This window comes from Prevotella sp. HMSC077E09 (genome assembly GCF_001814685.1).
Taxonomy (GTDB): domain Bacteria; phylum Bacteroidota; class Bacteroidia; order Bacteroidales; family Bacteroidaceae; genus Prevotella; species Prevotella oris.
The window spans coordinates 120,716-143,429 of the sequence record NZ_KV817592.1 but is presented as its reverse complement, the minus strand read 5'-3'; the positions used below and the strand labels follow the sequence as shown (position 1 = coordinate 143,429).

Below are 22,714 nucleotides of genomic sequence, written 5' to 3'. Positions count from 1 at the left end.
TACAGCTTTGCTTGTGGAGATATTGTTAGTCAGTGAACAAGTAGACAGTGGACAAGTAAACGAGTTGATAGTTAATAGTTAACAAGTAGACGGCAGATGAGTAAACAAGTTGCTTGATAAAATATAGAAGCAATGGATAATAAGCAAGACAGATAACTTGTCAACCTGTCAACACGTCAACTGAAACAGACTTGTGAACTGAAAATGAGACATCAGGTGGTTATTGCGGTGGGGTCCCACCTCTTCCCATTCCGAACAGAGAAGTTAAGCCCACTTGCGCCGATGGTACTGCAATGCAATGCGGGAGAGTAGGTAGCCGCCTCCTTTCAGCCGGAGCCCCGAGGACACAATGTCCTCGGGGCTCCTTTTTTTGTGCCTGCCCTTTTCCTGTGACTTTGTACCCTCAAGCCTTCTCAATGTTCTTCATTGTGAGAGGGAAGAACAATCCATGTCGGAAAGCCTTGCAATCTGCGTCATGTTGCATGCTGTTCTGACGCAGATTGGAGTGTGATTTGAGTTTGATTACATGGTGAAATCAATTATTAGGTTACCCCTCTGTATGAAATACCATGTATGTTATTAGAATAGGGTAACCTTTGTGCGGGTTTGTACATTATAAGTTATTAAGTTTTACTTGTCTTGCCCAATATTAAAACAGCATCTCCCGTGATGACAATGGCCTGTTGATTTGTAATCGGTTTTAATGGTAAGTGGCCATATTCGTTGATGATGTTTCGTGTTGCTTCCTCAAAAGGAAAACTGTTGAAATGCACAACTGGATAGAAATCTATGATGCCAAGTCCTGTGAAATCATTGAAGTTGGGTGTTAGTGTAAGATAATCATCCATTTTCTTTGCATATTCTATGTTAGGTGCGAGAATTATTGTACCAGCGGATTCTCCAATGTAAAGTTTGCCCATTTCCACTTGTTCTTTAATCAACTTATCTGTTCCTGTTTTTCTTAATTCTTGCATAAGGAAGAATGTGTTTCCTCCTGAGACGTATATACAGTCACAATCATTCAATATTTTTGTAATTTGATTTTTATCGAATTGGGTAATTTCTACTTCCTTTATGGTGAGACCGAGTGTGCGGAGTGCATCTTTTCCGTCTTCTACATATTGAGTATATTCTTCATGGATACTTGCCGTAGGGATAAATGCAACGGTCTTTCCTCTTAATGAAGAGGAAACTGTTTCTGATAAAATTGAAGCTACATCAGCAAAAGATGAGCATAAAAAGATTTTCTTCATTGTTCTGTTTTGTTTTGATGAATATGGTTGTGCCTTTTCGTTCCGCTTGGAGTAAACTGTTTGAACAAAGATAAACGAAAGCACTATCCATAGAATTGTTCTTAACCAAAGTTTCATTCTCTTTCAAATTAGACATTACAAAGATATGAATAATTTTCCTATTTGTTGTTATATTATTTTTAAAATGATAGCATGATAATAGTTGGGATTTGTATTAGGTTAGCAAAGAAGATAACATACATTATTTTGTTAACTTCTCATCTATAGGCAGCGAGAAACTTTTTGTTAGTTAGTAGATGCTGTTAACCTCATATAGGGAAAAATAATTAGAAAGTAAAATCATGATTATCAATGAATTAACTTTTTTGTTTTAGCTATTTTAACGTTTTAAGCCTGCTTTTGTTTGTTCATTTTCCTAAAATGTTGTAACTTTGCAGCGATAAATTAATAGGATAGTACATCTTTTATTGTGCTATACTTAGTATCTAACGGAGCTGAGATTATTGGTCGCATTCTTTCTCATACAGACCATAATCGCGAGTATTTCTCTTTTTCTTTTACTCAGGTTCCATAAAATAATAAGTATGAAGAGAGAAAGTAAGATTGTATTGTTAATATTTAGTGTATTGATGTTTATTCCCATGTACTGCTGCGGAGCGGAACAAAAGGAAAATGCGAATGAAATTGATTGGAATCCAGTGATGGAGGCAATCATACAAGTTGAAAGTAAAGGAAATAGTCGGGCTAAGAGTGGCTCTTCTGTAGGTGCAATGCAGATTACTCCGGTTTTGGTGGCAGAATGTAATCAGATACTTAAGAAAAGAAAAAGCAAGAAGAGATTTAAGTTATCTGATCGTTTCAGCGTAGCCAGGTCGAAGGAAATGTTTTTGCTTATCCAATCACATCACAACCCTCTTAATGATATCGAAACGGCAATTCGTTCTTGGAATGGCGGTATTCATTTCAGTATGCGGAAGACGCAGCGATATTTTGAAAAGGTTATGAGTATCTTGAAATAAGTTTTATTTCTATAGAGCCTGATTGCAAATATGGCAATCAGGCTTTTCCTTTTATTGCTTTCTTGCTAATTAATCTTAATATAGTTTTTTATCCGCATCTTTTCACTTATTTTTGTAGTCAAAACAGAATTAAATCATTTTTTGAGTATGACTGGAATTATTATCTTGGTAGTCGTTGTGCTACTTGTTATTTGGGGCGTATCTATCTATAACAATCTTGTGAAGTTAAGAAACAATCGTGAAAATGCGTTTGCAAATATCGATGTTCAATTGAAACAGCGTCATGATCTGGTTCCTCAATTGGTTGCAACTGTTAAGGGGTATGCCGATCATGAGAAGGAAGTGTTCATGCGTGTGACGGAGGCTCGTTCAGCTGCGATGAGTGCATCAAGCATTGACGATAAGATTAGTGCCGAGAATGCCTTGACAAGTGCTTTGTCGGGACTTAAGGTTTCTTTGGAGGCTTATCCCGAGTTGAAAGCTAATCAGAATTTCCTTCAGTTGCAGAATGAACTTTCTGACATCGAAAACAAACTGGCTGCCGTACGTCGTTTCTTTAATTCTACGACGCGCGAGTTGAATAATGCCGTTCAAACATTCCCTTCCAATCTCTTTGCCGGCATGTTCGGCTTCAAGAAAGAGGCCATGTTTGAAATTCCAACCGAGCAGCGTACAGAGTTTGATAAAGCACCCGAAGTGAAGTTCTGAGACAGATGAGGTATGTAGGAATGCAAACCCAAATCCGGCGCAACAACACGCTTAGTATCCTGTTGCTGCTGATGTTTCCAACCATAATCCTGGGGATGGTATGGGTTTTCCTTGCAGCTTTGAATTATTTTGGTAACGGCTATCCCAATGAGTATGGTGAGATGGTTTATCAACTTGATATCTCTACGGTCAACTACTATTTCGTTACGGCCATTCCATGGGTTGTTGCCGGTGTTCTCATATGGTTTGTTATAGCCTATTTTGGTAATGTGGCTATGGTGCAGCAGGCCACGGGAGCACGGCCGGTGACACGCAAGGAAAATCCTCGCCTATATAATATTGTAGAAAATCTCTGCATGACCTGCAACATGGATATGCCGAAAATCAATGTCGTTGATGATCCTCAGCTCAATGCTTTTGCAAGTGGTATCAATGCCAAGAGCTATACGGTTACGGTTACAACCGGTTTAATGGAGCTCCTTGACGATGATGAACTTGCGGGCGTTCTGGGGCATGAGCTGACGCATATCCGTAATCACGACACCAAACTTCTTATCACAAGCATTATCTTCGTGGGCATAATTTCCACGATTATGTCTATCGTTGTGCGCATGATGTATGAAACATTGTGGTATGGAGGTGGTCGCAGACGCAGTAACAGCAAAGAAGGTGGCGGGCTGTCTCTGTTGGTTATTCTCCTGATAGGTGTTGTTTGCTGTGCTGTTGCCTATATTTTTACATTGCTTACACGCTTTGCTATTTCGCGTAAACGTGAATACATGGCAGATGCAGGCGGTGCAGAACTTTGCGGAAATCCACTTGCTTTGGCATCTGCTTTACGCAAGATTTCGCATAATCCAGGTCTTGATAACGTGAAACGTGCCGATGTTGCACAGCTGTTTATCATTCAGCCTGATGAGATGAAGCAGGGACTGATGAGTTTTATGGATTCACTTTTCAGTACACATCCGGATACCGAAAAGCGCATTGCCATTCTTGAACAATTCTGATATATGAGATTTTCGATGATTAAATTGATGACTCTTGCTATTATGCTGAGTTGCTCTCTGTCGAGTTTTGGGCAGCAGGCTGCTGTCTGGAATACCGAACATTATCGTGAGCGCATGGCTGAGTTTGCAAAAATGCGTAGCATTGACGCTACTGACATTGTTATGTTAGGCAATAGCTTGACAGAGTTTGGAGGTGACTGGAGCAAGCGACTTGGCCTCAAGCATGTGCGCAATCGTGGTATTGCCGGTGATAATGTTGATGGTGTATTGAACCGTTTAGACGCCATTCTTTCCAAGAAGCCGAAAGCTATCTTGTTGATGATAGGTATAAATGACATCAGCCAAGACCAGACCACAGAGCAGATATTTGAGAAATATCAGCGACTGATTGATAGAATTTGGGCACAAGCTGCCGACACTAAACTCTATGTGCAAAGCGTCTTGCCTATCAACGAATCGTTCGGCCGTTGGAAAACGTTAGAAGGAAAAACCGATGTTGTGCCTGTTCTGAATGTTAAGCTGCGACATTATTGCGAGCGTAACCATATCGCGTATATCAATCTGTTCAAGGATTTCATTTATCATGGCACCAATGAAATGCGTCGTCCGCTCACGTCTGACGGTCTTCACCTTACCTCCTTGGGCTACAAGTTGTGGGCTTTTAGAATTAAAAAGGTATTGAATAAGAACTAAAGCTCTCTTTATATAACTTTGATATTAAATGCTGTTATCTTTGTTATCCCTTGTCTGTTGAAAATAAAAAACGTCTGAAAAGCTTTATAAACTACTTCAGACGTTACTTAGTTGCGGAGGCAAGACTCGAACATGCGACCTCCAGGTTATGAGCCTGGCGAGCTACCAACTGCTCCACTCCGCGATATTAACCATTAAAATATCAAGGTGTAGGGATGATTTTTTGTTATCCTTTCCTTGATTGCGAGTGCAAAGGTAATACTAAATCTTGTAACTGCCAAATCTTTCCACGATTATTTTTCTTTTTAATTGTTTTTTTATGTTACGTGTTTGGATATCTGAAATTAATATTTTACTTTTGCGCATGTTATCTTAATGTGCAATATAAAAACCTGAAAAGATTTAGCATGTCAATATCCAAGACCAGACAAAAATTAGTAGATGTTGCGCGACAGCTATTTGCCAAGAATGGTATTGCAAACACAACGATGAACGATATTGCAATTGCTTCGGGCAAAGGACGTCGCACATTATACACCTATTTCAACAGGAAAGAAGACGTCTATTCTGCAGTTATCGAGTCAGAGTTAGAGCGTTTGTCGGATCGGTTGGATGAGGTGGCTTGCATGAAGATGCGTCCCCAAGACAAAATCATCGAGCTTATTTATACTCATCTCAGCATGATACGCGAGACAGTGGTTAGAAATGGCAATCTAAGAGCCGAGTTCTTTCGCAATATATGGATGGTAGAGAAGGTGAGAAAGAACTTTGATGAAGACGAAATCGAACTGTTCCGCAAGGTGTATGCCGAGGGGAAAGCCGATGGAGAGTTTGATATTGACGACGTAGATCTTGTGGCCGACATCACCCACTATTGCATTAAAGGCCTTGAGGTGCCGTTCATTTATGGCCGACTCGGGCACGGATTGACCGAAGAAACCAGCAAGCCGCTTGTTGCAAAGGTTGTTTATGGGGCTTTGGGAAAGTCAATTGGTAAATAGAAAACATTTAATCATATATACATTCTAAATAGTAAGAAAATGGGATTATTAACAGGTAAGACAGCCCTTGTCACAGGTGCTGCACGCGGTATCGGTAAGGCTATCGCATTGAAGTTTGCTGCTGAAGGGGCAAACATCGCTTTTACAGACCTTTTCATTGATGAGGAGCATGGTGGCTTAGCTACCGAACGAGAGATTGCTGCTCTTGGAGTGAAGGCTAAGGGATATGCCAGCAATGCTGCTGACTTTGCACAATCAGAAGAAGTTGTAAAGCAAGTAAAGGAAGAGTTTGGTTCAGTGGATATCCTTGTCAACAATGCCGGTATCACAAAGGATGGTCTGATACTTCGCATGACCGAGCAGCAGTGGGATGCAGTCATTGCCGTTAACTTGAAGAGTGCATTCAACTTCATCCATGCCTGTGTGCCCGTGATGATGCGTCAGCGCGGTGGTTCTATCATCAATATGGCTTCTGTCGTTGGTGTTCATGGCAATGCTGGTCAGGCCAACTATGCTGCTTCTAAGGCTGGTATGATTGCTCTTGCCAAGAGCATCGGTCAGGAAATGGGTCCAAAGGGTATTCGTGCCAACGCCATTGCCCCTGGTTTCATTGATACAGCCATGACCCAGGCCTTGCCGGAGAATATCCGCAAGGAGTGGATCAGCAAGATACCACTTCGTCGTGGCGGTACGGTTGATGATATTGCCAATACAGCTCTTTACTTAGCTTCCGACCTTTCAAGCTATGTTTCTGGTCAGGTTGTCCAGGTTGATGGTGGTATGAACATGTAATTACAGGTTTTTATAACCCCTCCGAAAGGAGGGGCTTTTTTTTCGTTCTTATGGAAATCGTTTACGAAGATAATCATTTAATCATTGTCTATAAGCATAGTGGTGAGATTGTACAGGGCGACAAAACCGGCGATGTGCCACTGTCTGAAGATGTCAAATGCTATCTCAAGGAGAAGTATCAGAAGCCGGGAAATGTGTTTCTCGGTGTGGTTCATCGGCTTGACCGACCCGTGGCAGGACTTGTTGTGTTTGCCAAAACCTCGAAAGCACTGACAAGATTGAACAAGATGTTTCGTGATGGCGAAGTGCATAAGACCTATTGGGCAATCACAAAAAACCTCCCGCCACAGCCCGAAGGTACATTGACCGACTGGCTTGTAAGAAATGAAAAGCAGAACAAGAGCTATGCTTACGACCACGAAGTGCCCCATTCCAAGAAAGCCATATTGAAGTACCGGCTCATCGGTCAATCTGATCATTACTGTCTGTTGGAAGTAAATCTCATGACCGGACGCCACCACCAGATACGCTGTCAGCTTGCCCATATGGGCTGTCCGATAAAGGGTGACCTGAAATATGGTGCTCAGCGCAGCAATCCCGACGGCAGTATTTGCTTGCTGGCTCATCATGTTGAGTTTGTGCATCCTGTGTCTAAGCAACTCATTTCGCTTGATTCACCCTTGCCCGAAGACAAGTTGTGGCAGGTATGGGGATAGAGCGCAGAAGATGAATATATTGGGCTTGTTTCTGCATTCCTTGGTGCACGGCTTGTAATGTCAGTCATCATGCGTTGTAATTTGACTTGAGTTGTGCTGCAAGATGACTTGAATTACACACTAATCTGACTTGAATCACAACGCAATGTGACGCAGATTACATAGTGATTTGATGCAGATTGCCACTGATTTGTGTAGGGGTTCATGCCTATATCTTGACTTTTTATCTTCTATATTTGCATAATTCGTTTTTTTGTTTTATTTTCGCGTCATATTCATTCCACAGAAAATGCGCGAGGAACTGCGTATATGACGAAGAAAATCAAGTGGGCCATAGCTGTTGTGGCCTCTCCATTCATACTCTTTGGCCTCTTGGCTTTATTGTTTTACTTCCCTCCATTTCAGAATTGGGCAGTAAGACAAGTGGCGGTTTATGCCTCAAATAAGATGGGAATGGAGATTTCTGTGGCACATGTGAAGCTTGAATTTCCTTTGGATTTAGGCATTGAAGGCGTGAAAGCCATACAGCCCAACGACTCTCTTCCGCAGGTGAAAGACACGATTGCTGATGTCCGTAAGATTGTTGCCGATGTGCGTTTGTGGCCTCTTCTGCATAAGCAGGTGGAGATAGATGAACTGGCTGTTCACGACATGAAAGTCAATACGGCCAATTTCATCCATGAAGCGCGGGTTAAAGGTCGTGTGGGGATGCTCGAACTGAAAGCGCATGGTATTGACTTAGGAGCTGAAACTTTAAAAGTAGATGCTGCCAATTTGAAGGATGCCATGGTTGATGTTGCCCTCAGTGACACCGTGCCCAAGGATACTGCAAAGACTGAAAACTTCTGGAAAATTCATGTGGATAAACTGCATGTGAGCCATACGGATGTGACGGTTCACATGCCTGGTGACACGCTGAAGGTACAGGCCTACTTAGGCGAAACCATAGCAGAACGAGGCTTTTTCGACTTGTTCAAAGGACTTTATCAAGTAGAGAAGTTCGATTGGACAGGCGGTCGTCTCTGCTATGATAACAATTTTAAGGCGCGTGTAAAGGGGCTTGACTATAACCATATTGCGCTGACTGATGTGGCGATTGGTATAGACTCGTTGCGTTATTTGGCTCCGGAACTTTCGCTCAATCTGCGAAAGTGTGCTTTCAAGGAGCAGAGCGGACTCGCTGTAAGCGCTTTGCAAGGCCCGCTTTCTTTGGATTCTGTGCGGCTCAAACTGCCCAATCTCTATTTCCAAACCCCTCATTCTGAGTTGCATGCACAGGTAAATCTTGACCTCAATGCCTTTGATGAGCCTCCCGGAAAGTTTCACATTCGCATGAATGGAGCTTTTGGAAAGGCCGATTTAATGCCGTTCATGACCGATTTGCCAAGTAACTTGCGCAGGCAATGGCCCAATCGAAGGTTGGCAGTCAGCGGCGTGTTGCACGGTAATCTGCAGCAGCTTCGCTTCACGGATTTGGCCATTTCGTTGCCCACTGTTTTGCGGTTGCGGGGTAACGGCACACTCTCTCATCTTGCAGACCCCAAGCGTTTGCGGGGCGAGATGACTCTCCATGCACGCACGGGGCGGTTGAATATGGTCACAGCCATGCTTGACAGAAGTCTGCAACAGACACTCCATATTCCGGATAACATCAGTGTTGATGGACGTGTGAAATTCACTTTGCAGCGCTATGAAGGGCATTTGGTGGCTCGGCAAGGGCAGGGGAGCGTCAAAGCAGAAGGTAGTTTTGATGCTGCTCGCATGGCTTATCAGGCGAAACTCCAGGCCAACCGTTTCCCCATTCAGCATTTCCTGCCTCGCATGGGCTTGCATCCTTTCACGGGAAGCATTGATGTTCGTGGGGCAGGAACCGATTTTAAGTCACCCCGCACTCATCTTGTAGCCAAGGCCCGCATACAGAATTTCCGATATGCTCAGTATCCACTTGACCATATTACGGCCGAAGCTACGGTGTCGCGTGGTGTGGCTAATGCCGTTATCCATAGCGGGAACCCTTTGCTGAAAGGTGATATTCAGTTAGGTGCTTTGTTGAATCGTCGTAACTTGAAGGGTACTGTGGTCTGCAATCTGACGTATGCTGACCTTCATAAACTGCACTTTGCAGATACAACTTTAGCGACTTCACTTTGCGCATACCTTGATGTTGAGTCTGATTTCAAGAAGTTTTATAAAGTGCAGGGGCATATTGGTGACATTGCTATCCGTGATGCGAGCAGGTTGTATCATCCCGGTGATATGACGTTTGACGTTCTTACACGCACAGACTCCACGCATGCGGTGGTCAACTGTGGTGATTTCCAGCTCAAACTTGACGGACATGGTGGCTATGAGCGCCTGCTTGCAGAGAGTCAAGGCTTTGTAAAGGAATTACAAAGTCAGCTGAAAAACCGCACAATCAATCAGGTGATGCTGCGCAAGCGCTTGCCCAATGCCCGCCTTTTCCTGCGTAGCGGCAAAGATAACTTCTTTGTTCATGCGCTCAATTACTATGGCTATCAGTTGGCTCGGGCCAACATCAACATGCTCTCTTCACGCATGACAGGACTGAATGGCGATATCCAAATTGATTCACTCGTTGTAGACAGTGTACTGTTGGATACCGTCAGGTTCCATATTCGCTCTGATCATGACGAGTTTGTCTATCAGGCTCAGGTTGTCAATAACAAGAAAAATCCGCAGTATGTGTTCCATGCTGTTGCTGACGGGCGGTTGAATGAGCATGGTTCCTATTTGCGGACAAAGCTCTATGATGCTGATAATAAACTTGGAGTAGACCTTGCCTTGCTTGCAGCAATGGAGCATCGGGGCATTCGTTTCAGTGTGACCGACTCGCATCCTGTTTTGGGTTACAAGTCGTTTGCCGTCAATGACAGCAACTATGTGTTCTTGGGTGACGACCGAAGAGTGTCTGCCAATCTTGAATTGAAGTCTGCTGACGGCATGGGATTGAAGGTTTATACCAACGATGAAAACCTTGCAGCCTTGCAGGATGTAACGGTTTCGCTCCATCAGTTCCAGCTTCATGACATTCTCTCCGTGGTTCCTTATATGCCTGATGTATCGGGAATATTGGATGGCGACTACCATTTGATACAGACAAAAGACAATCTTTCGGTATCTTCTGATATGACCATGAGTAACCTCGTCTATGAGAAATGCCCGATGGGAAATATCGGAACAGAATTTGTCTATATGCCGAAGCGTGACGGGTCGCACGTTGTTGATGGCATATTGACGCAGAACGGACGTGAGATAGCCCTTGTCAATGGTAGCTATCGGCCGGGAGGTCATGGTTATCTTGATGCAGAGTTGAAACTTGAACGGTTGCCGTTGGATATTGTCAATGGTTTTATTCCACGACAGATTGTCGGCTTCAAGGGAACCGCAGATGGCAGTTTGTCGGTGAAAGGCGCTCTGAACAAACCTAATGTCAATGGTGAAGTTTATCTCGATTCGGCCTATTTAGTCAGTGTGCCCTATGGGGTTGAGATGCGTTTCGACAATGACCCCGTGACAATAACAGACAGTAAGTTGCTTTTCGAGAACTTCCAGATGTATGCTCACAACAACAGTCCGCTGATTATGTCGGGCTCATTTGACTTCTCAAACCTTGACAGAATGCGCATGAATGTGCGTATGCAGGCTCGTAACTTCATGATTATTGATGCCAAGGAGAGTGCGCGTTCCGAAGCTTTCGGTCAGGCTTATGTTAACTTCTTTGGGCTGATGAACGGGCCTATCGACAATCTTTTGATGCGTGGAAAACTTGATGTCTTGGGCTCTACCGATATGACCTATATTCTTCGCGACTCACCTCTTACGACAGATAATCAGTTGGATGAACTCGTAAAATTCACGGATTTCAAAGATGAAAAGACGCAGGTTATTGTACGTCCACCTTTGAGCGGTTTCAATATGGATCTTGCTTTGAGTATCAGCAACAGTGCCCATATCCTTTGTGCATTGAATAGTGATAAATCCAACTATGTCGATCTCATGGGTGGGGGCGATTTGCGTATGCAATATAACACGGTGGATAATCTGCGTTTGACAGGTCGTTATACGCTCAGCAACGGCGAAATGAAATATTCATTGCCGGTAATTCCACTGAAGACATTTACCATTCAAGATGGCAGTTACATAGAGTTCAACGGCGATCCGATGAACCCAAGACTCAGTATTACTGCTACCGAGAAGAATAAGGCCACTGTTTCTGCCAATGGTGGAACAGGCCGAAGCGTAGAGTTTGATTGCGGTGTGAAAATCAGTAAGACACTCAACGATATGGGACTTGAGTTTATCATCGATGCTCCTGAAGATGTAGAAGTTCAGAACCAGCTTAGTACGATGGGCAAGGAAGCACGTGGAAAGGTAGCTGTTACAATGTTGACGACGGGCATGTATCTTGCCGATGGCAACACAAGTGCCTTTTCTATGAACTCGGCTCTAAGTGCTTTCCTGCAGAGTCAGATTAACGGAATAGCGGGGAATGCCCTCCGTACGCTCGACTTAAGCTTTGGAGTAGACAACACGACGGATGGAAACGGCAACCAACGCACAGACTATTCGTTTAAGTTTGCTAAGCGTTTCTGGAACAATCGCTTGCGGGTAATCATTGGTGGCAAGCTTTCTACCGGCCAAGATGTAGCTACTCAGAATGAATCTTTCTTCAGTAACATCTCCTTTGAGTATCGTCTGAACGAGGCTTCTACGAAATATCTGCGCCTTTTCTATGACCGCGACAGCTATGACTGGCTTGAAGGCGACATGGGACAGTATGGTGCAGGTTTTATCTGGCGGCGTAAGTTGCAGCATTTCCGCGACCTATTCAAGTTTAAGGAAGCCAAGAATGAAATGCCTGCCATGCCTCAGAAAGAGTCAGCAACCCCTACAAACAAGAATGGAAGTGATGAAAAGAAATAGCCGATTTTATATATTCTTTGTCGTGGTTGCAATGCTGCTTGCAGCCTGTTCTACTACGAAGAAGGTGCCCGATGGTGATCAGTTATATGTCGGTCTGACGAAGATTAACTATCAGGATTATGACCGTAATGACCATTTTTATACCACTCGTGATGAAATGGAGGCGGCCTTGGCCTGCGCACCTAACGGAGCCTTGTTTGGCAGTTCTTACTATCGTACACCGTTTCCTTATGGTCTTTGGGTGTGGAATGCCTTTTCAGAATCTACAGGGCCGATAGGAAAATGGATTGCCAAATCATTTGGAAAAGCTCCTGTTTTGATGAGTTGGGTAAATCCGGAGTTGCGTGCATCAGTGGCCCAATCGGTATTGAAAACCCATGGATATTTCCGTGGTAACGTTAGTTTTGAAGCCATTACGCAACGCAATCCCAAGAAAGCAAAGATTGGCTACACCGTTGATATGGGACCACTGTTCACCCTCGACAGCATCTCTTATGTGAATTTTTCCCCTGCAGCTGATAGCTTGTTGCAGGCTCATATGAATGAAGCCAAAGTCAAACGTGGCGATGCTTTCGATGTCTCTACGCTGGATGCGGAGCGCAAACGCGTGGGTAATCTCTTTCGTAACAATGGCTATTATTATTATCAACCGGACTATGCTTCCTATCTTGCCGATACACTTCTCGTGCCCGAAAAGGTGCAACTGAAATTTCAGTTGGCTGACTCTGTTCCTCCACGTGCCCTCCGTAAGTGGTATATTGGTAATATAGACATGCAGTTGCGCAAGCAGTTCTTCGACTCATTGGAGAACTCTATCCAACTGCATCGGCTCACGGTACATTTCAATGGCAGGCGTTCTCCGGTGCGACCAGGTGTGATCCTGCGTGATTTGAAACTCAGACCTAATGAGCTTTTCAGTTATGACAAGTATATAGAGTCGGCAAATAAGATTTCAGGAAACGGTCTTTTCAGCATGGTTGACTTTCAGTTTACGCCGCGTGACTCGTCAGAAATCTGTGATACACTTGATCTTAAGCTGAACTGTCTGTTTGATAAACCCTATGATTTTTACGTTGAAACCAACTACACTGGGCGCACCAGCGGACGCATGGGGCCTGGACTTGTCGTGGGTTTCACCAAGCGTAACGCTTTCAAAGGTGGCGAGAAACTCGATATCAACCTGAAAGGTTCCTATGAATGGCAGACCGGACACACGGCAAGTGGTAAGGCCGATAACATTCATTCTTATGAATATGGAGGTGACGCCTCTTTGGAGTTTCCTGTCTTGTTGATGCCTTTCTTGAAGCATCGGCATTTCCATTCCACACCGACAACATTGCTCAAAGCCTCTACAAGCGTTATCAATCGCGCCGGATACTTTAAACGTCACATCGTTTCGGGAGAGCTTTCTTATACATTCCAGACATCAGAAACGTCCATGCATCAGTTTGCTCCACTCACGTTGGAGTATGAATACATGTCGTCACATTCAGCAAAATTCGATGCGCTTTTAGCCAGCACACCTTATCTGCAGGTGTCAATGAGAGACCAGTTCATTCCTAAGATGCGCTACAGCTATATCTATACAAGTCCTAAAAACTATCGTAATCCCATTTGGTGGCAGACCACTGTGAGCGAGGCTGCTAATATCCTGTCGCTCGGTTACGTCGTTGCTGGTCAGAAATGGAGCGAGAACGACAAGAAAATGTTCAAGAACCCATATGCTCAGTATTTCAAGATTGAGACTGAATTTCGCAAGACCTGGGAGGTAGGACGTAAGTCGCAGCTTGTTGGTCACATTGGGATTGGTGCTATTTGGGCTTATGGAAACTCTACGGTTGCACCCTGGAGTGAGCAGTTCTACGTGGGAGGTGCCAACAGTATTCGTGCTTTTACAATACGCAGTGTGGGGCCTGGCGCCTATTATCCAACCGCTGCAACAACATCATATCTCGACCAAACGGGTGATATGAAGTTCCTTGCCAACCTCGAATACAGGCCTCGGTTGTTTGGTAATCTCTATGGTGCAGTTTTTCTTGATGCCGGAAATGTGTGGACACTTCACAATCGGTCAGACCATCCGAAGGGTCAGTTGAAATTGAAGAATATGCTGCAGCAGATGGCTGTCGGCACAGGAGTAGGTCTGCGCTACGACCTTGATTTCTTTGTCATCCGTGTGGATTGGGGAGTTGGTTTGCATCTTCCTTATAAATCAGGTTTCTACAATCTGCCCAATTTCGGAGATAGCCATAGTTTGCATTTTGCCATTGGAATGCCCTTCTGATTGTTGCGTTGACAGAATAAAATTACCATTTTGTTGGCTTGTTTCACGATTAATTCGTACTTTTGTAAACGTCTGCAAAAGTATGGTCTGCATGACTACGCTCATCATGAGCAGACAGATTGCTATCTTAAAACATCAAATAACTCATTAAAATCATAACAAAATGAAACCTACATTGTTACTTTTGGCTGCCGGAATGGGTAGCCGTTACGGTGGACTTAAACAGCTTGATGGTTTAGGCCCTAACGGAGAAACCATCATGGATTATTCTATCTATGATGCTATTCAGGCCGGTTTCGGCAAGATAGTCTTTGTTATCCGCAAGGATTTCGAAGCTGAATTCCGTGAGAAAATCCTGTCAAAATATGAGGGACATATCCCTGCAGAACTTGTGTTCCAGAGTATAGATAACCTTCCGGAGGGCTTCAAAGTTCCCGAGGGTCGTGAGAAACCATGGGGCACAAACCATGCAGTGCTGATGGCAAAAGAGGTTATCAAGGAGCCTTTCTGCGTCATCAATTGTGATGATTTCTATAATCGTGACTGCTTCATGGCTATCGGGAAGTTTCTCAGCGAATTGCCGGAAGACAGCAAAAATCGTTATGCTATGGTGGGCTTTCGCATAGGAAACACACTGAGTGAAAATGGCACTGTGGCTCGTGGTATCTGCTCAAAGGATGCTGAAGACAACCTGACAACCGTTGTTGAACGCACAGAAATTGAGCGTCGTGACGGTAAGGTTCAGTATAAAGATGAGCAGGGCGAATGGGTGAGTGTATCCGATAATACACCTGTTTCCATGAATGTATGGGGCTTCACGCCAGATTACTTTGAATACAGCGAGGAATACTTTAAGGAGTTTCTTGCCAACCCAAAGAACATGACCAATCTCAAGGCAGAGTTCTTTATTCCACTGATGGTCAACAAACTCATCGGTGAAGGCACAGCAACAGTGAAGGTTCTCGACACAACCAGCAAGTGGTTTGGCGTGACTTATGCTGCCGATCGTCAGGGCGTAGTAGACAGAATTCAGCGCTTGGTTGATGAGGGTGTTTATCCGAATAAGCTGTTTTAAGGCAAACAGTCTCTTTTCCTGAGTTTCCCCTTTGCTTTCCTGATTTTGTAAGACTCCCGGACAGCGACTTTCAGTTCAAAGGAAAGGAAGCCACGAATTAAAGAGAATAAGAATATTTTTATACGAAGTAAGCGCGCACTCTTGTACTGAAAAGTGCGCGTTTTCTTTGTTTCATATTGCTATTTCATCGCTTTCTCCTTTGCTATGATATTTCTTTTGGCTCCTTGTTTTGTAAATTTTATTGGTCAAAAAAGCTCCCTTTTAAATGTTGTGATTTAGAGAATGGAAGGCAAGGAAACTGTACTTATTTTCTCAAAAACGACAACATATCATCCCTCTTGTGCCTCTTCAACCTGTAATCTGCGTCAAAATGCGTTGCTGTTTGATGCAGAAGACGAGGTAATCTGACTTATTTCAGCACCTAATATGACGCAAAATACAAGGCTTTTTCCTGTCATTTTCTCTCCTTTTCTCATTACTTTTTTCTATCTTCTTGATTGTCAATACATTAATAAGTGGGCTTAAAACTCGCGTATTTCCAAATTAAAAATCTTTTGTTCTGAATATCTTAAGCATTTGAGAGTAATTGTAAAGTAAAATCAAAGGAATTTATAAACTAATCGCATTTCATGTTTTCTCTCGTTCTTTTTTATTACCTTTGTAGCCATTATGCAATTAGATATTATCACAGAACACGAGGTGGAAACCTTGAAAGCCACCATTCGTGATGCCGAAAATATAATCGTTGTGGGGCATAAGAGTCCCGACGGCGACGCCTTGGGAGCTTGTCTTGCATGGACAGAATACCTGAGGCAGTGGGGGAAGTCGGCACAAATCATCGTGCCGGATGCCTTTCCTGATTTCCTGAAATGGCTTCCGGGGAGTGAACAAGTGATGCGTTATGACAAGCATCCCGAGGAGGTGAAGACCTTTTGTCAACAGGCAGATGTGGTGTTTTGCTTAGACTTCAACGAGATGACTCGCCTTGAAGAGCTGCAGGAAATCGTTGAAGCTTCACCGGCGAAACGCGTGTTGATAGATCATCACCTTAATCCCGCTATTGAGGGGGTAGTAACGGTTTCGCATCCGGAGGCAAGCAGTACGTGTGAGTTGGTGTTCCGTGTGATTTGTCAGTTGGGTGATTTTGATCACCTCAATCAGAAGATAGCGGCTCCAATTTATTGCGGTATGATGACCGACACCGGTGGCTTTACGTATAATTCCACACGCCCGGAGATTTACACCATCATTGGAATGCTGCTCACAACCGGTATAGACAAGGATAAGATTTATCGCAATGTGTTCAACAACTACAGCCAATGGGCCATTCGGTTTCGTGGCTATCTGATGAGTGAATGCCTCACGGTGTCCGATGAATACCATGCAGCCTATTTCACGGTGAGCCGTCATGACATGAAAAGGTTTCATTTTGTGAAAGGCGATTTGGAGGGATTGGTCAATGAACCTCTGCGCATCAAGGGATTGAAATTCTCGGTTTCATTGCGTGAAGACGACCGACATGACAACTTAGTGCTCGTCAGCCTGCGCTCTGTTGATGATTTCCCATGCAATGAAGTGGCTGCCGAATTTTTCAATGGTGGCGGACATCTGAATGCCAGTGGCGGCAAATTGCATTGCAGTCTGAAGGAAGCTGAAGCGGTGACACAGCGTGCTATCTTGCAATTCAGCGATCGTTTGAAAGCTTAAAAATTGGGAAATATAGATAAAAACTATAACGAAAGTCCGGCTTTATGTAAGGAATTTCGTATCTTTGTGCCACTATCATTGTGAAAAATAAACATTGAGAATGAAGAAGATTACATATTTGTTACTTATCCTTGTTGGGCTTGTTGCTTTTGCTTCATGTAGGGATTCTGAGACTTACGCCGACAAGAAGAAGCGGGAGCGTGCGGCAATCAATCGGTATCTTATTGACAAAAAGGTGAATGTTATCAGCGAAGAGAAGTTTCTTTCGCAAGACACGACGACAGACTTGGCAAAGAATCAGTTTGTGCTTTTCAGCAGTTCCGGTGTCTATATGCAGATTGTTCGTCGTGGCACAGGTAAGGTGTTGGGGCGTAACGAGGCGGCCACGGTGTTGTTGAAATACACAGAAACCAATCTGATCACAGACTCCATTATCTCTTCAAACAACGTTATGGCCTATTCTTCTATTCCTGATGTGATGAACGTCAGGATGATTTCAGGTTCACCGTATGCGCAGTTTGAATCGGGAATTCTCAAGACTGTGTATAAAACAGCAAAGGTTCCAGCCGGTCTGTTGGCGCCACTTTCTTATATCAAGTTAGGCAAATTGAGCAAAGAAGGTGTGGCCAAGGTGCGGCTGATTGTGCCTTCAGCCCAGGGAACAGCAATTGCTTCAGGTGCTGTTTATCCTTGTCTTTATGAACTAACTTACCAAAGAGGAAGATAATATAGATATTTATGACTTTGATTAAATCTATTTCCGGCATCCGTGGAACCATTGGCGGACAGGCCGGAGACACATTGAACCCGCTCGACATTGTGAAGTTTACAGCAGCTTATGCGACTTTTATCCGTCATAGTAAGCAGTCTGAAAGCAATACAATTGTAGTGGGACGTGATGCCCGTATCTCGGGCGAAATGGTGAAGAACATTGTTTGTGGAACATTGATGGGCATGGGCTATGACGTGCTTAACATCGGACTTGCCACAACGCCTACTACCGAATTGGCTGTGCGTATGAGTAAGGCTGCAGGTGGTATCATCATTACAGCCAGCCACAATCCACGTCATTGGAATGCGCTGAAACTGTTGAACCAGGAAGGAGAATTCCTCACAAAAGACAATGGAAACGAGGTTCTTGAGATTGCTGAAAAGGAGAATTTCGAATTTGCGGATGTTGACCATTTAGGCAAATACACGGAGGACAGCACCTTCAATCAACGTCATATTGAGAGTGTTCTTGCATTGAAATTGGTTGACAGGGAAGCCATACGGAATGCGCATTTCAAAGTAGCTGTAGATGCAATCAATTCTGTCGGTGGTATCATCCTTCCCGAATTGCTGAAAGCTTTGGGCGTGGAATATACGATGATCAACGGTGAGGCCAATGGCGATTTCGCACATAATCCCGAACCGTTAGCGCAGAACCTTGGTGGTATCATGGGCGAAATAGGTAAGGGGGGCTATGATTTAGGTATTGTTGTTGACCCGGATGTGGATCGCTTGGCATTTATTTGCGAAGACGGAAAGATGTTCGGCGAGGAATATACACTCGTTTCGGTGGCCGACTATGTGTTGAGCCATACGCCGGGAAATACGGTTTCCAACCTCAGCTCTACGCGTGCACTGCGTGATGTAACCGAGAAACATAGCGGTGTCTATACGGCTTCTGCTGTAGGCGAAGTGAATGTAACAACGAAGATGAAAGAGGTGAATGCTGTTATTGGTGGCGAAGGAAACGGTGGTGTTATCTATCCCGAAAGCCACTATGGACGTGATGCCTTGGTCGGTATTGCCCTCTTCTTGTCGAGTCTTGCGCAGAAAGGTTGCAAGGTAAGTGAACTTCGTGCTACCTTCCCTGAATACTTTATAGCCAAGAACCGTATTGATCTGACAGCTTCGACAGATGTCGATGCTATCTTGGAAAAGGTGAAAGAGCAATATGGCAAGCAGGCAGATGTGAAGGTTACTGACATTGATGGCGTGAAACTTGACTTCCCTGACAAGTGGGTTCACCTGCGTAAGAGTAACACGGAGCCTATTATCCGCGTTTACAGTGAGGCTTCAACAATAGAAGAAGCTGATGCCTTGGGCAAGAAACTCATGCAGGTGGTGTATGATATGCAGTAAGAAATAATCATGCAGTCATTCTTCTTTCTTCTTTTATAGAAAAGAATGATGCTTTTGAATAAATAAAACAAGACCTTGTAAGTATGTGTAATGTATTTGCAAGGTCTGTTTATTTCTGTCTCCTTTTGTCAGTGGATCTGTATTGTTTCCTGTTGTCTTGAGTTTTGGTCTCTTTTATACGCTTTGATGAATTCTCCTCCCATTCTTGGTATCTTAATCCAGAGCTTCGTATAGCGTCTCTCAAACGAGATGATATCAATAGCGTTCCCATATTCATCGTAGCATTGACTTTTAGGCATCCCTCGGCCATTTAGTGTCATGACTATTGCACGCTTACCTTTTGAATGATAGAATGTAAGCGATTTCATGATGCCTTTTCCTGTGACAATACAACCTGTAGTGTTATCTGATGTCCATATCTCTCCGGTAAAAGGTTGCCCTTCATAATAGACCGTATCATTGTGGAAACCAATATCTTCTGCATGTATTTTCTTTGTGCATGCCGTTGCTATGAGGCATAAAAAAGCTACAATGGCAATGTTCTTCATGTTGTCTTTTGTTTTATGTGAACAGGTGTGAGCCTATTTCCTTTACGATGTAAGTCAACAGCCAGATGACAATGCAGATACAGAAAATCAGGAAAATGAAAACGACTGCTGCCTGAATAGCCTTTTGGTTGACTCGCCGGATGATTTCTTTGTCGTCGTTCACAAAACCATCTATCAGTGCCATGTTCTTTTTGTTGGCTTTATGTAGGAAATCGATGATGTCTCCTACATAGAAAGGAAGCAGTCCTAAGAGGATATCGCGCAGCATGTTGTTGAGTAAAGCCAAGGTCAATGGGATTGAACGCAACTTTATCAACCCGAAATAAACATGCATCAAGGAAAACAGTCCACCGATAATATCACCGATACCACCAGGGATTAAGCCGATGACAGCATCGAGATAATAGTCATCGGCGAACTTCGTTACACGGTGCATGCGGCGGTAAAGGTCGCTGCTGCGCAGCATCTCTTTTCTAATTTGATTGCTCATCACCTGCTATAATTCCGTCTTCTTTGACCAACTCCTTATAGGTTTCGTCTAACGAATTGAAGAGAACGTTGAGATTAGCTTCGTTTCCACATGCTTCTTTGAATAAAACCATGAGGTCTTCTTCTTCAGATTTGAACGAACTGTCATTCATCAAAAGTTGTGTGTTCAGAAGCAGCATGCGATAAATACTGACTTGATTAAACGAGCGTTTTGCTGTTTTTGAAGCTTTGATACCGGCTGCATAGGCCTTCAAAAGCACGCGCACCAAGATTACAATTGCCATCTGCTCATCTACCACTGACAGCTGTAAACCACGTGGATAGACTTCAATATGTTCTTCGATAGAGGTAAACTGACCTTGCAGAAGCCTGTTGAAATTGCGCTTGTATTCATTCACCATGGCCTCATAAAGCTTATCGGTTTTGCAGGCAAAACGCAGATATTGAGCCATATCTGCTTGCTTGTTAGTAAACTCTTTCTTCAGTTTCTCCTGCATTTTCTTTTCATCCGAATAGTTGAGTCGCGCCAGAGCAGGAAACATGATGTCGAGGAAATGCGCACTGATTTCCTCATAATGTTCGAGCATTGCCTGCTTGATATTTTGCGGATTATGCTTCTTCTTAAAGTCATTTCCTATGATTTGGCAGTCTATAATGCCATTGGCAAAAGCCTCGAAAAAGCCTCTCGTAAGAACAGACATGGCCTTGTAACTATTTATTTTCTTGCTCATAATCTTTAGATTTGTTTGATAAAGGTAATTGTTTTTCGCGAGAAAAGCAAGCCGCCGCTTCAATATTTCTCATCAATCCCTTATATTTCGCCCTTTTTACAGCACTCCCTTTGAAGAGTTTTCTATATTCTTCTTCACTGAGATTTTCCCATTGTTGGCGTGTCATCTGCAGAAGTTCAGCTTTCGGTTGCAGCTCTGGCGTATCATTGGGAGTTGCAAATCGGTTCCACGGGCAGGCTTTCAAACAGGCATCGCAGCCATAGATGGTGTTACCGATTCTGGCAGTTGCTTCGCTCGAAAGCTCGCTTCTGTTTTCTATAGTCTGGTAGGACAGGCATTTCTCAGCATCTATTTCGCAGTTCTCAATGATAGCTTTTGTTGGGCAAGCTTCAATACATTTACGGCAGTTTCCGCATCGGTTTTTAACCGGTTGATCGTAGATCAATTCTTCATCAACAAGGATTTCACCCAAGAAAAACATACTTCCGGCATGTGGAATAATGAGTTGATGGTTCTTTCCTGTCCAGCCCAACCCTGCCTTTTCAGCCCAATAGCGTTCGAGTATAGGGCCTGTATCAACAAAGATGCGGCATTTATGTGCCTCTGGATTTTGGCTTATCAATGCATCTTCATAGCCAAATTTTGCTGCCAACCGGCGCAGTTTGGCTTTCATGATATCATGATAATCTTGTCCGAGGGCATATGCTGCAAGTTGATATTCGCTGTCAGAACAGTAGTTATGAGGGGCATAATTCAAGGCAACACAGATGATACTGCGGGTACCTTCCATTAATAATCGCGGGTCAAGTCGCTTTTCCATATAGTTGGCCATATAGTCCATGTTAGCTTGCTTTCCTTCTTTTAACCAACGTTTCACATGGTCTGCTGTCGCTTTCTCTACGCTGTCAGCCTTTGCTATGCCACAAGTAAAAAAGCCGAGGCGCAGTGCTTCGGCTTTTATTTCATTCGTAAGGTCTTGTTTATTCAAAGGTCTTGAATTCATATCCTTGCGCTTTTAACCATTCAATTGACTCCGGAAGGGCTGTTTTTAGCTTGTCAATGCTCTTCAGTGAGTCGTGAAAAGTGATGATAGAGCCATTTCTTGCATAGCGTTTTACATTTCGAACCACGTCTTTTGCAGTCAACCATTTGGAGTAATCGCGTGTAACGAGATCCCACATGATAATGCGATACTTCTTCTTCATCCACCAATAAACCGACATTCTCATCCACCCGTGAGGCGGTCGGAATAGATTTGAGTGTATCAGTTCATCGGCTTTGTGCGTATTGATAGCATAAGTGATGGTCCAATGTTTGAAAGAACCGATGTGATTGAATGTGTGGTTACCTACCCGATGACCTTCTTCGAGGATCTGATTATACAAATCATGATACCTCAGCACATTCTCTCCAACCATGAAGAATGTTGCCTTGACGTTGTATTTTCGTAGAGTTTCAAGAATAAACGGTGTCGACTCGGGGATTGGACCATCATCGAACGTCAGATAGACTGAATGTTCGTTCTTGTCCATTCTCCAAGTCGCACCGGGATAAATCCAGCGCAACCATTTTGCGGGTTGCTCTATAATCATCGCTTGTTTATTCCTCTATGCT

The 22,714-nt window shown here is 43.7% G+C and carries 19 protein-coding genes, 1 tRNA gene and 1 rRNA gene; 14 read left to right on the top strand and 7 right to left on the bottom strand.

The features are described from left to right. The first annotated feature begins 212 nt into the window (after positions 1 to 212). Positions 213 to 325 (top strand): 5S ribosomal RNA (gene rrf / locus HMPREF2983_RS11910). 298 nt (positions 326 to 623) lie between these two features. Here the strand turns inward: rrf and HMPREF2983_RS11905 are convergent. Continuing rightward, positions 624 to 1,253, bottom strand: a complete 630-nt coding sequence (locus HMPREF2983_RS11905) for a Type 1 glutamine amidotransferase-like domain-containing protein (protein ID WP_168166213.1) — start codon at positions 1,251 to 1,253, stop codon at positions 624 to 626. 584 nt (positions 1,254 to 1,837) lie between these two features. Here HMPREF2983_RS11905 and HMPREF2983_RS11900 point away from each other — a divergent pair. From HMPREF2983_RS11900 to HMPREF2983_RS11885, 4 genes are all read left to right on the top strand, one after another. Then, entirely contained in the window at positions 1,838 to 2,272 is a 435-nt protein-coding gene (locus HMPREF2983_RS11900) for a transglycosylase SLT domain-containing protein (RefSeq protein ID WP_004375702.1), read from the top strand. A 147-nt stretch (positions 2,273 to 2,419) separates the two neighbouring features. Beyond that, positions 2,420 to 2,980 (top strand): LemA family protein, encoded by a 561-nt coding sequence (locus tag HMPREF2983_RS11895; protein WP_004375703.1) that lies wholly within the window; start codon positions 2,420 to 2,422, stop codon positions 2,978 to 2,980. Positions 2,981 to 2,985: 5 nt separating this feature from the next. After that, complete coding sequence (locus HMPREF2983_RS11890) at positions 2,986 to 3,990, top strand: M48 family metallopeptidase (protein ID WP_070668696.1); 1,005 nt, start codon at positions 2,986 to 2,988, stop codon at positions 3,988 to 3,990. A gap of 15 nt (positions 3,991 to 4,005) precedes the next feature. Beyond that, positions 4,006 to 4,683, top strand: a complete 678-nt coding sequence (locus tag HMPREF2983_RS11885) for a GDSL-type esterase/lipase family protein (RefSeq protein WP_083316824.1) — start codon at positions 4,006 to 4,008, stop codon at positions 4,681 to 4,683. A gap of 111 nt (positions 4,684 to 4,794) precedes the next feature. Here HMPREF2983_RS11885 and HMPREF2983_RS11880 read toward each other — a convergent pair. Next, positions 4,795 to 4,867: transfer RNA gene (locus HMPREF2983_RS11880), tRNA-Met, on the bottom strand. A gap of 223 nt (positions 4,868 to 5,090) precedes the next feature. Here HMPREF2983_RS11880 and HMPREF2983_RS11875 point away from each other — a divergent pair. From HMPREF2983_RS11875 to glmM, 9 genes are all read left to right on the top strand, one after another. Further along, positions 5,091 to 5,684, top strand: coding sequence for a TetR/AcrR family transcriptional regulator (locus HMPREF2983_RS11875; RefSeq protein ID WP_004375706.1), 594 nt, complete (start codon positions 5,091 to 5,093; stop codon positions 5,682 to 5,684). Between the two features lie 39 nt (positions 5,685 to 5,723). Further along, positions 5,724 to 6,476 (top strand): 3-oxoacyl-[acyl-carrier-protein] reductase, encoded by a 753-nt coding sequence (fabG, locus tag HMPREF2983_RS11870; protein WP_004375707.1) that lies wholly within the window; start codon positions 5,724 to 5,726, stop codon positions 6,474 to 6,476. 50 nt (positions 6,477 to 6,526) lie between these two features. Further along, entirely contained in the window at positions 6,527 to 7,192 is a 666-nt protein-coding gene (locus tag HMPREF2983_RS11865) for an RluA family pseudouridine synthase (RefSeq protein ID WP_070668690.1), read from the top strand. Between the two features lie 309 nt (positions 7,193 to 7,501). After that, the gene (locus HMPREF2983_RS11860; RefSeq protein WP_070668687.1) at positions 7,502 to 12,136 is read left to right on the top strand and encodes a translocation/assembly module TamB domain-containing protein; all 4,635 of its coding nucleotides are present in this window, start codon (positions 7,502 to 7,504) and stop codon (positions 12,134 to 12,136) included. Further along, a complete protein-coding gene (locus HMPREF2983_RS11855; protein ID WP_070668684.1) occupies positions 12,114 to 14,420 on the top strand; it encodes a translocation and assembly module lipoprotein TamL in 2,307 nt (768 codons plus the stop codon). The genes HMPREF2983_RS11860 and HMPREF2983_RS11855 overlap by 23 nt, the downstream gene beginning before the upstream one ends. Before the next feature lie 163 nt (positions 14,421 to 14,583). Then, positions 14,584 to 15,495 carry a sugar phosphate nucleotidyltransferase gene (locus HMPREF2983_RS11850; protein ID WP_004375713.1) on the top strand — a complete coding sequence of 304 codons (912 nt, stop codon included), beginning with the start codon at positions 14,584 to 14,586 and terminating at the stop codon, positions 15,493 to 15,495. Positions 15,496 to 16,164: 669 nt separating this feature from the next. Beyond that, the gene (locus HMPREF2983_RS11845; protein WP_070668681.1) at positions 16,165 to 17,202 is read left to right on the top strand and encodes a DHH family phosphoesterase; all 1,038 of its coding nucleotides are present in this window, start codon (positions 16,165 to 16,167) and stop codon (positions 17,200 to 17,202) included. A gap of 100 nt (positions 17,203 to 17,302) precedes the next feature. Continuing rightward, complete coding sequence (locus tag HMPREF2983_RS11840) at positions 17,303 to 17,929, top strand: BamK family beta-barrel-assembly machinery protein (protein WP_004372206.1); 627 nt, start codon at positions 17,303 to 17,305, stop codon at positions 17,927 to 17,929. Between the two features lie 11 nt (positions 17,930 to 17,940). Further along, positions 17,941 to 19,332: a phosphoglucosamine mutase gene (glmM, locus tag HMPREF2983_RS11835; protein WP_070668677.1), complete on the top strand. Its 1,392-nt coding sequence runs from the start codon at positions 17,941 to 17,943 to the stop codon at positions 19,330 to 19,332. A 128-nt stretch (positions 19,333 to 19,460) separates the two neighbouring features. Here the strand turns inward: glmM and HMPREF2983_RS11830 are convergent, their stop codons facing one another. Genes HMPREF2983_RS11830 through HMPREF2983_RS11810 form a run of 5 tightly spaced genes read right to left on the bottom strand, consistent with a single transcriptional unit; the run spans position 19,461 to position 22,692 of the window. After that, positions 19,461 to 19,880 carry a hypothetical protein gene (locus tag HMPREF2983_RS11830; RefSeq protein ID WP_070668675.1) on the bottom strand — a complete coding sequence of 140 codons (420 nt, stop codon included), beginning with the start codon at positions 19,878 to 19,880 and terminating at the stop codon, positions 19,461 to 19,463. Between the two features lie 13 nt (positions 19,881 to 19,893). Then, positions 19,894 to 20,370, bottom strand: coding sequence for a DUF4112 domain-containing protein (locus HMPREF2983_RS11825; protein ID WP_070668672.1), 477 nt, complete (start codon positions 20,368 to 20,370; stop codon positions 19,894 to 19,896). Then, on the bottom strand, positions 20,354 to 21,100 hold the full coding sequence (locus tag HMPREF2983_RS11820; RefSeq protein WP_070668669.1) for a hypothetical protein: 747 nt from the start codon (positions 21,098 to 21,100) through the stop codon (positions 20,354 to 20,356). Before HMPREF2983_RS11820 ends, HMPREF2983_RS11825 begins: the two co-directional genes overlap by 17 nt. Then, positions 21,081 to 22,103, bottom strand: a complete 1,023-nt coding sequence (gene queG, locus HMPREF2983_RS11815) for a tRNA epoxyqueuosine(34) reductase QueG (protein ID WP_070668666.1) — start codon at positions 22,101 to 22,103, stop codon at positions 21,081 to 21,083. Before queG ends, HMPREF2983_RS11820 begins: the two co-directional genes overlap by 20 nt. Beyond that, positions 22,081 to 22,692, bottom strand: coding sequence for a polysaccharide deacetylase family protein (locus HMPREF2983_RS11810; RefSeq protein ID WP_025879679.1), 612 nt, complete (start codon positions 22,690 to 22,692; stop codon positions 22,081 to 22,083). The genes queG and HMPREF2983_RS11810 overlap by 23 nt, the downstream gene beginning before the upstream one ends. Positions 22,693 to 22,714: the final 22 nt, after the last annotated feature.

What these genes read in the sequence shown, in the direction of transcription:
- fabG (WP_004375707.1), top strand. Translation starts at nt 5,724, where the DNA reads ATGGGATTATTAACAGGTAAGACAGCCCTTGTCACAGGTGCTGCACGC.
- HMPREF2983_RS11890 (WP_070668696.1), top strand. Translation starts at nt 2,986, where the DNA reads ATGAGGTATGTAGGAATGCAAACCCAAATCCGGCGCAACAACACGCTT.
- HMPREF2983_RS11830 (WP_070668675.1), bottom strand. Translation starts at nt 19,880, where the DNA reads ATGAAGAACATTGCCATTGTAGCTTTTTTATGCCTCATAGCAACGGCA.
- glmM (WP_070668677.1), top strand. Translation starts at nt 17,941, where the DNA reads ATGACTTTGATTAAATCTATTTCCGGCATCCGTGGAACCATTGGCGGA.
- HMPREF2983_RS11900 (WP_004375702.1), top strand. Translation starts at nt 1,838, where the DNA reads ATGAAGAGAGAAAGTAAGATTGTATTGTTAATATTTAGTGTATTGATG.
- HMPREF2983_RS11825 (WP_070668672.1), bottom strand. Translation starts at nt 20,370, where the DNA reads ATGAGCAATCAAATTAGAAAAGAGATGCTGCGCAGCAGCGACCTTTAC.
- HMPREF2983_RS11850 (WP_004375713.1), top strand. Translation starts at nt 14,584, where the DNA reads ATGAAACCTACATTGTTACTTTTGGCTGCCGGAATGGGTAGCCGTTAC.
- HMPREF2983_RS11820 (WP_070668669.1), bottom strand. Translation starts at nt 21,100, where the DNA reads ATGAGCAAGAAAATAAATAGTTACAAGGCCATGTCTGTTCTTACGAGA.
- HMPREF2983_RS11840 (WP_004372206.1), top strand. Translation starts at nt 17,303, where the DNA reads ATGAAGAAGATTACATATTTGTTACTTATCCTTGTTGGGCTTGTTGCT.
- HMPREF2983_RS11905 (WP_168166213.1), bottom strand. Translation starts at nt 1,253, where the DNA reads ATGAAGAAAATCTTTTTATGCTCATCTTTTGCTGATGTAGCTTCAATT.
- HMPREF2983_RS11845 (WP_070668681.1), top strand. Translation starts at nt 16,165, where the DNA reads ATGCAATTAGATATTATCACAGAACACGAGGTGGAAACCTTGAAAGCC.
- HMPREF2983_RS11860 (WP_070668687.1), top strand. Translation starts at nt 7,502, where the DNA reads ATGACGAAGAAAATCAAGTGGGCCATAGCTGTTGTGGCCTCTCCATTC.
- HMPREF2983_RS11885 (WP_083316824.1), top strand. Translation starts at nt 4,006, where the DNA reads ATGATTAAATTGATGACTCTTGCTATTATGCTGAGTTGCTCTCTGTCG.
- HMPREF2983_RS11895 (WP_004375703.1), top strand. Translation starts at nt 2,420, where the DNA reads ATGACTGGAATTATTATCTTGGTAGTCGTTGTGCTACTTGTTATTTGG.
- HMPREF2983_RS11855 (WP_070668684.1), top strand. Translation starts at nt 12,114, where the DNA reads ATGGAAGTGATGAAAAGAAATAGCCGATTTTATATATTCTTTGTCGTG.
- queG (WP_070668666.1), bottom strand. Translation starts at nt 22,103, where the DNA reads ATGAATTCAAGACCTTTGAATAAACAAGACCTTACGAATGAAATAAAA.
- HMPREF2983_RS11810 (WP_025879679.1), bottom strand. Translation starts at nt 22,692, where the DNA reads ATGATTATAGAGCAACCCGCAAAATGGTTGCGCTGGATTTATCCCGGT.
- HMPREF2983_RS11865 (WP_070668690.1), top strand. Translation starts at nt 6,527, where the DNA reads ATGGAAATCGTTTACGAAGATAATCATTTAATCATTGTCTATAAGCAT.
- HMPREF2983_RS11875 (WP_004375706.1), top strand. Translation starts at nt 5,091, where the DNA reads ATGTCAATATCCAAGACCAGACAAAAATTAGTAGATGTTGCGCGACAG.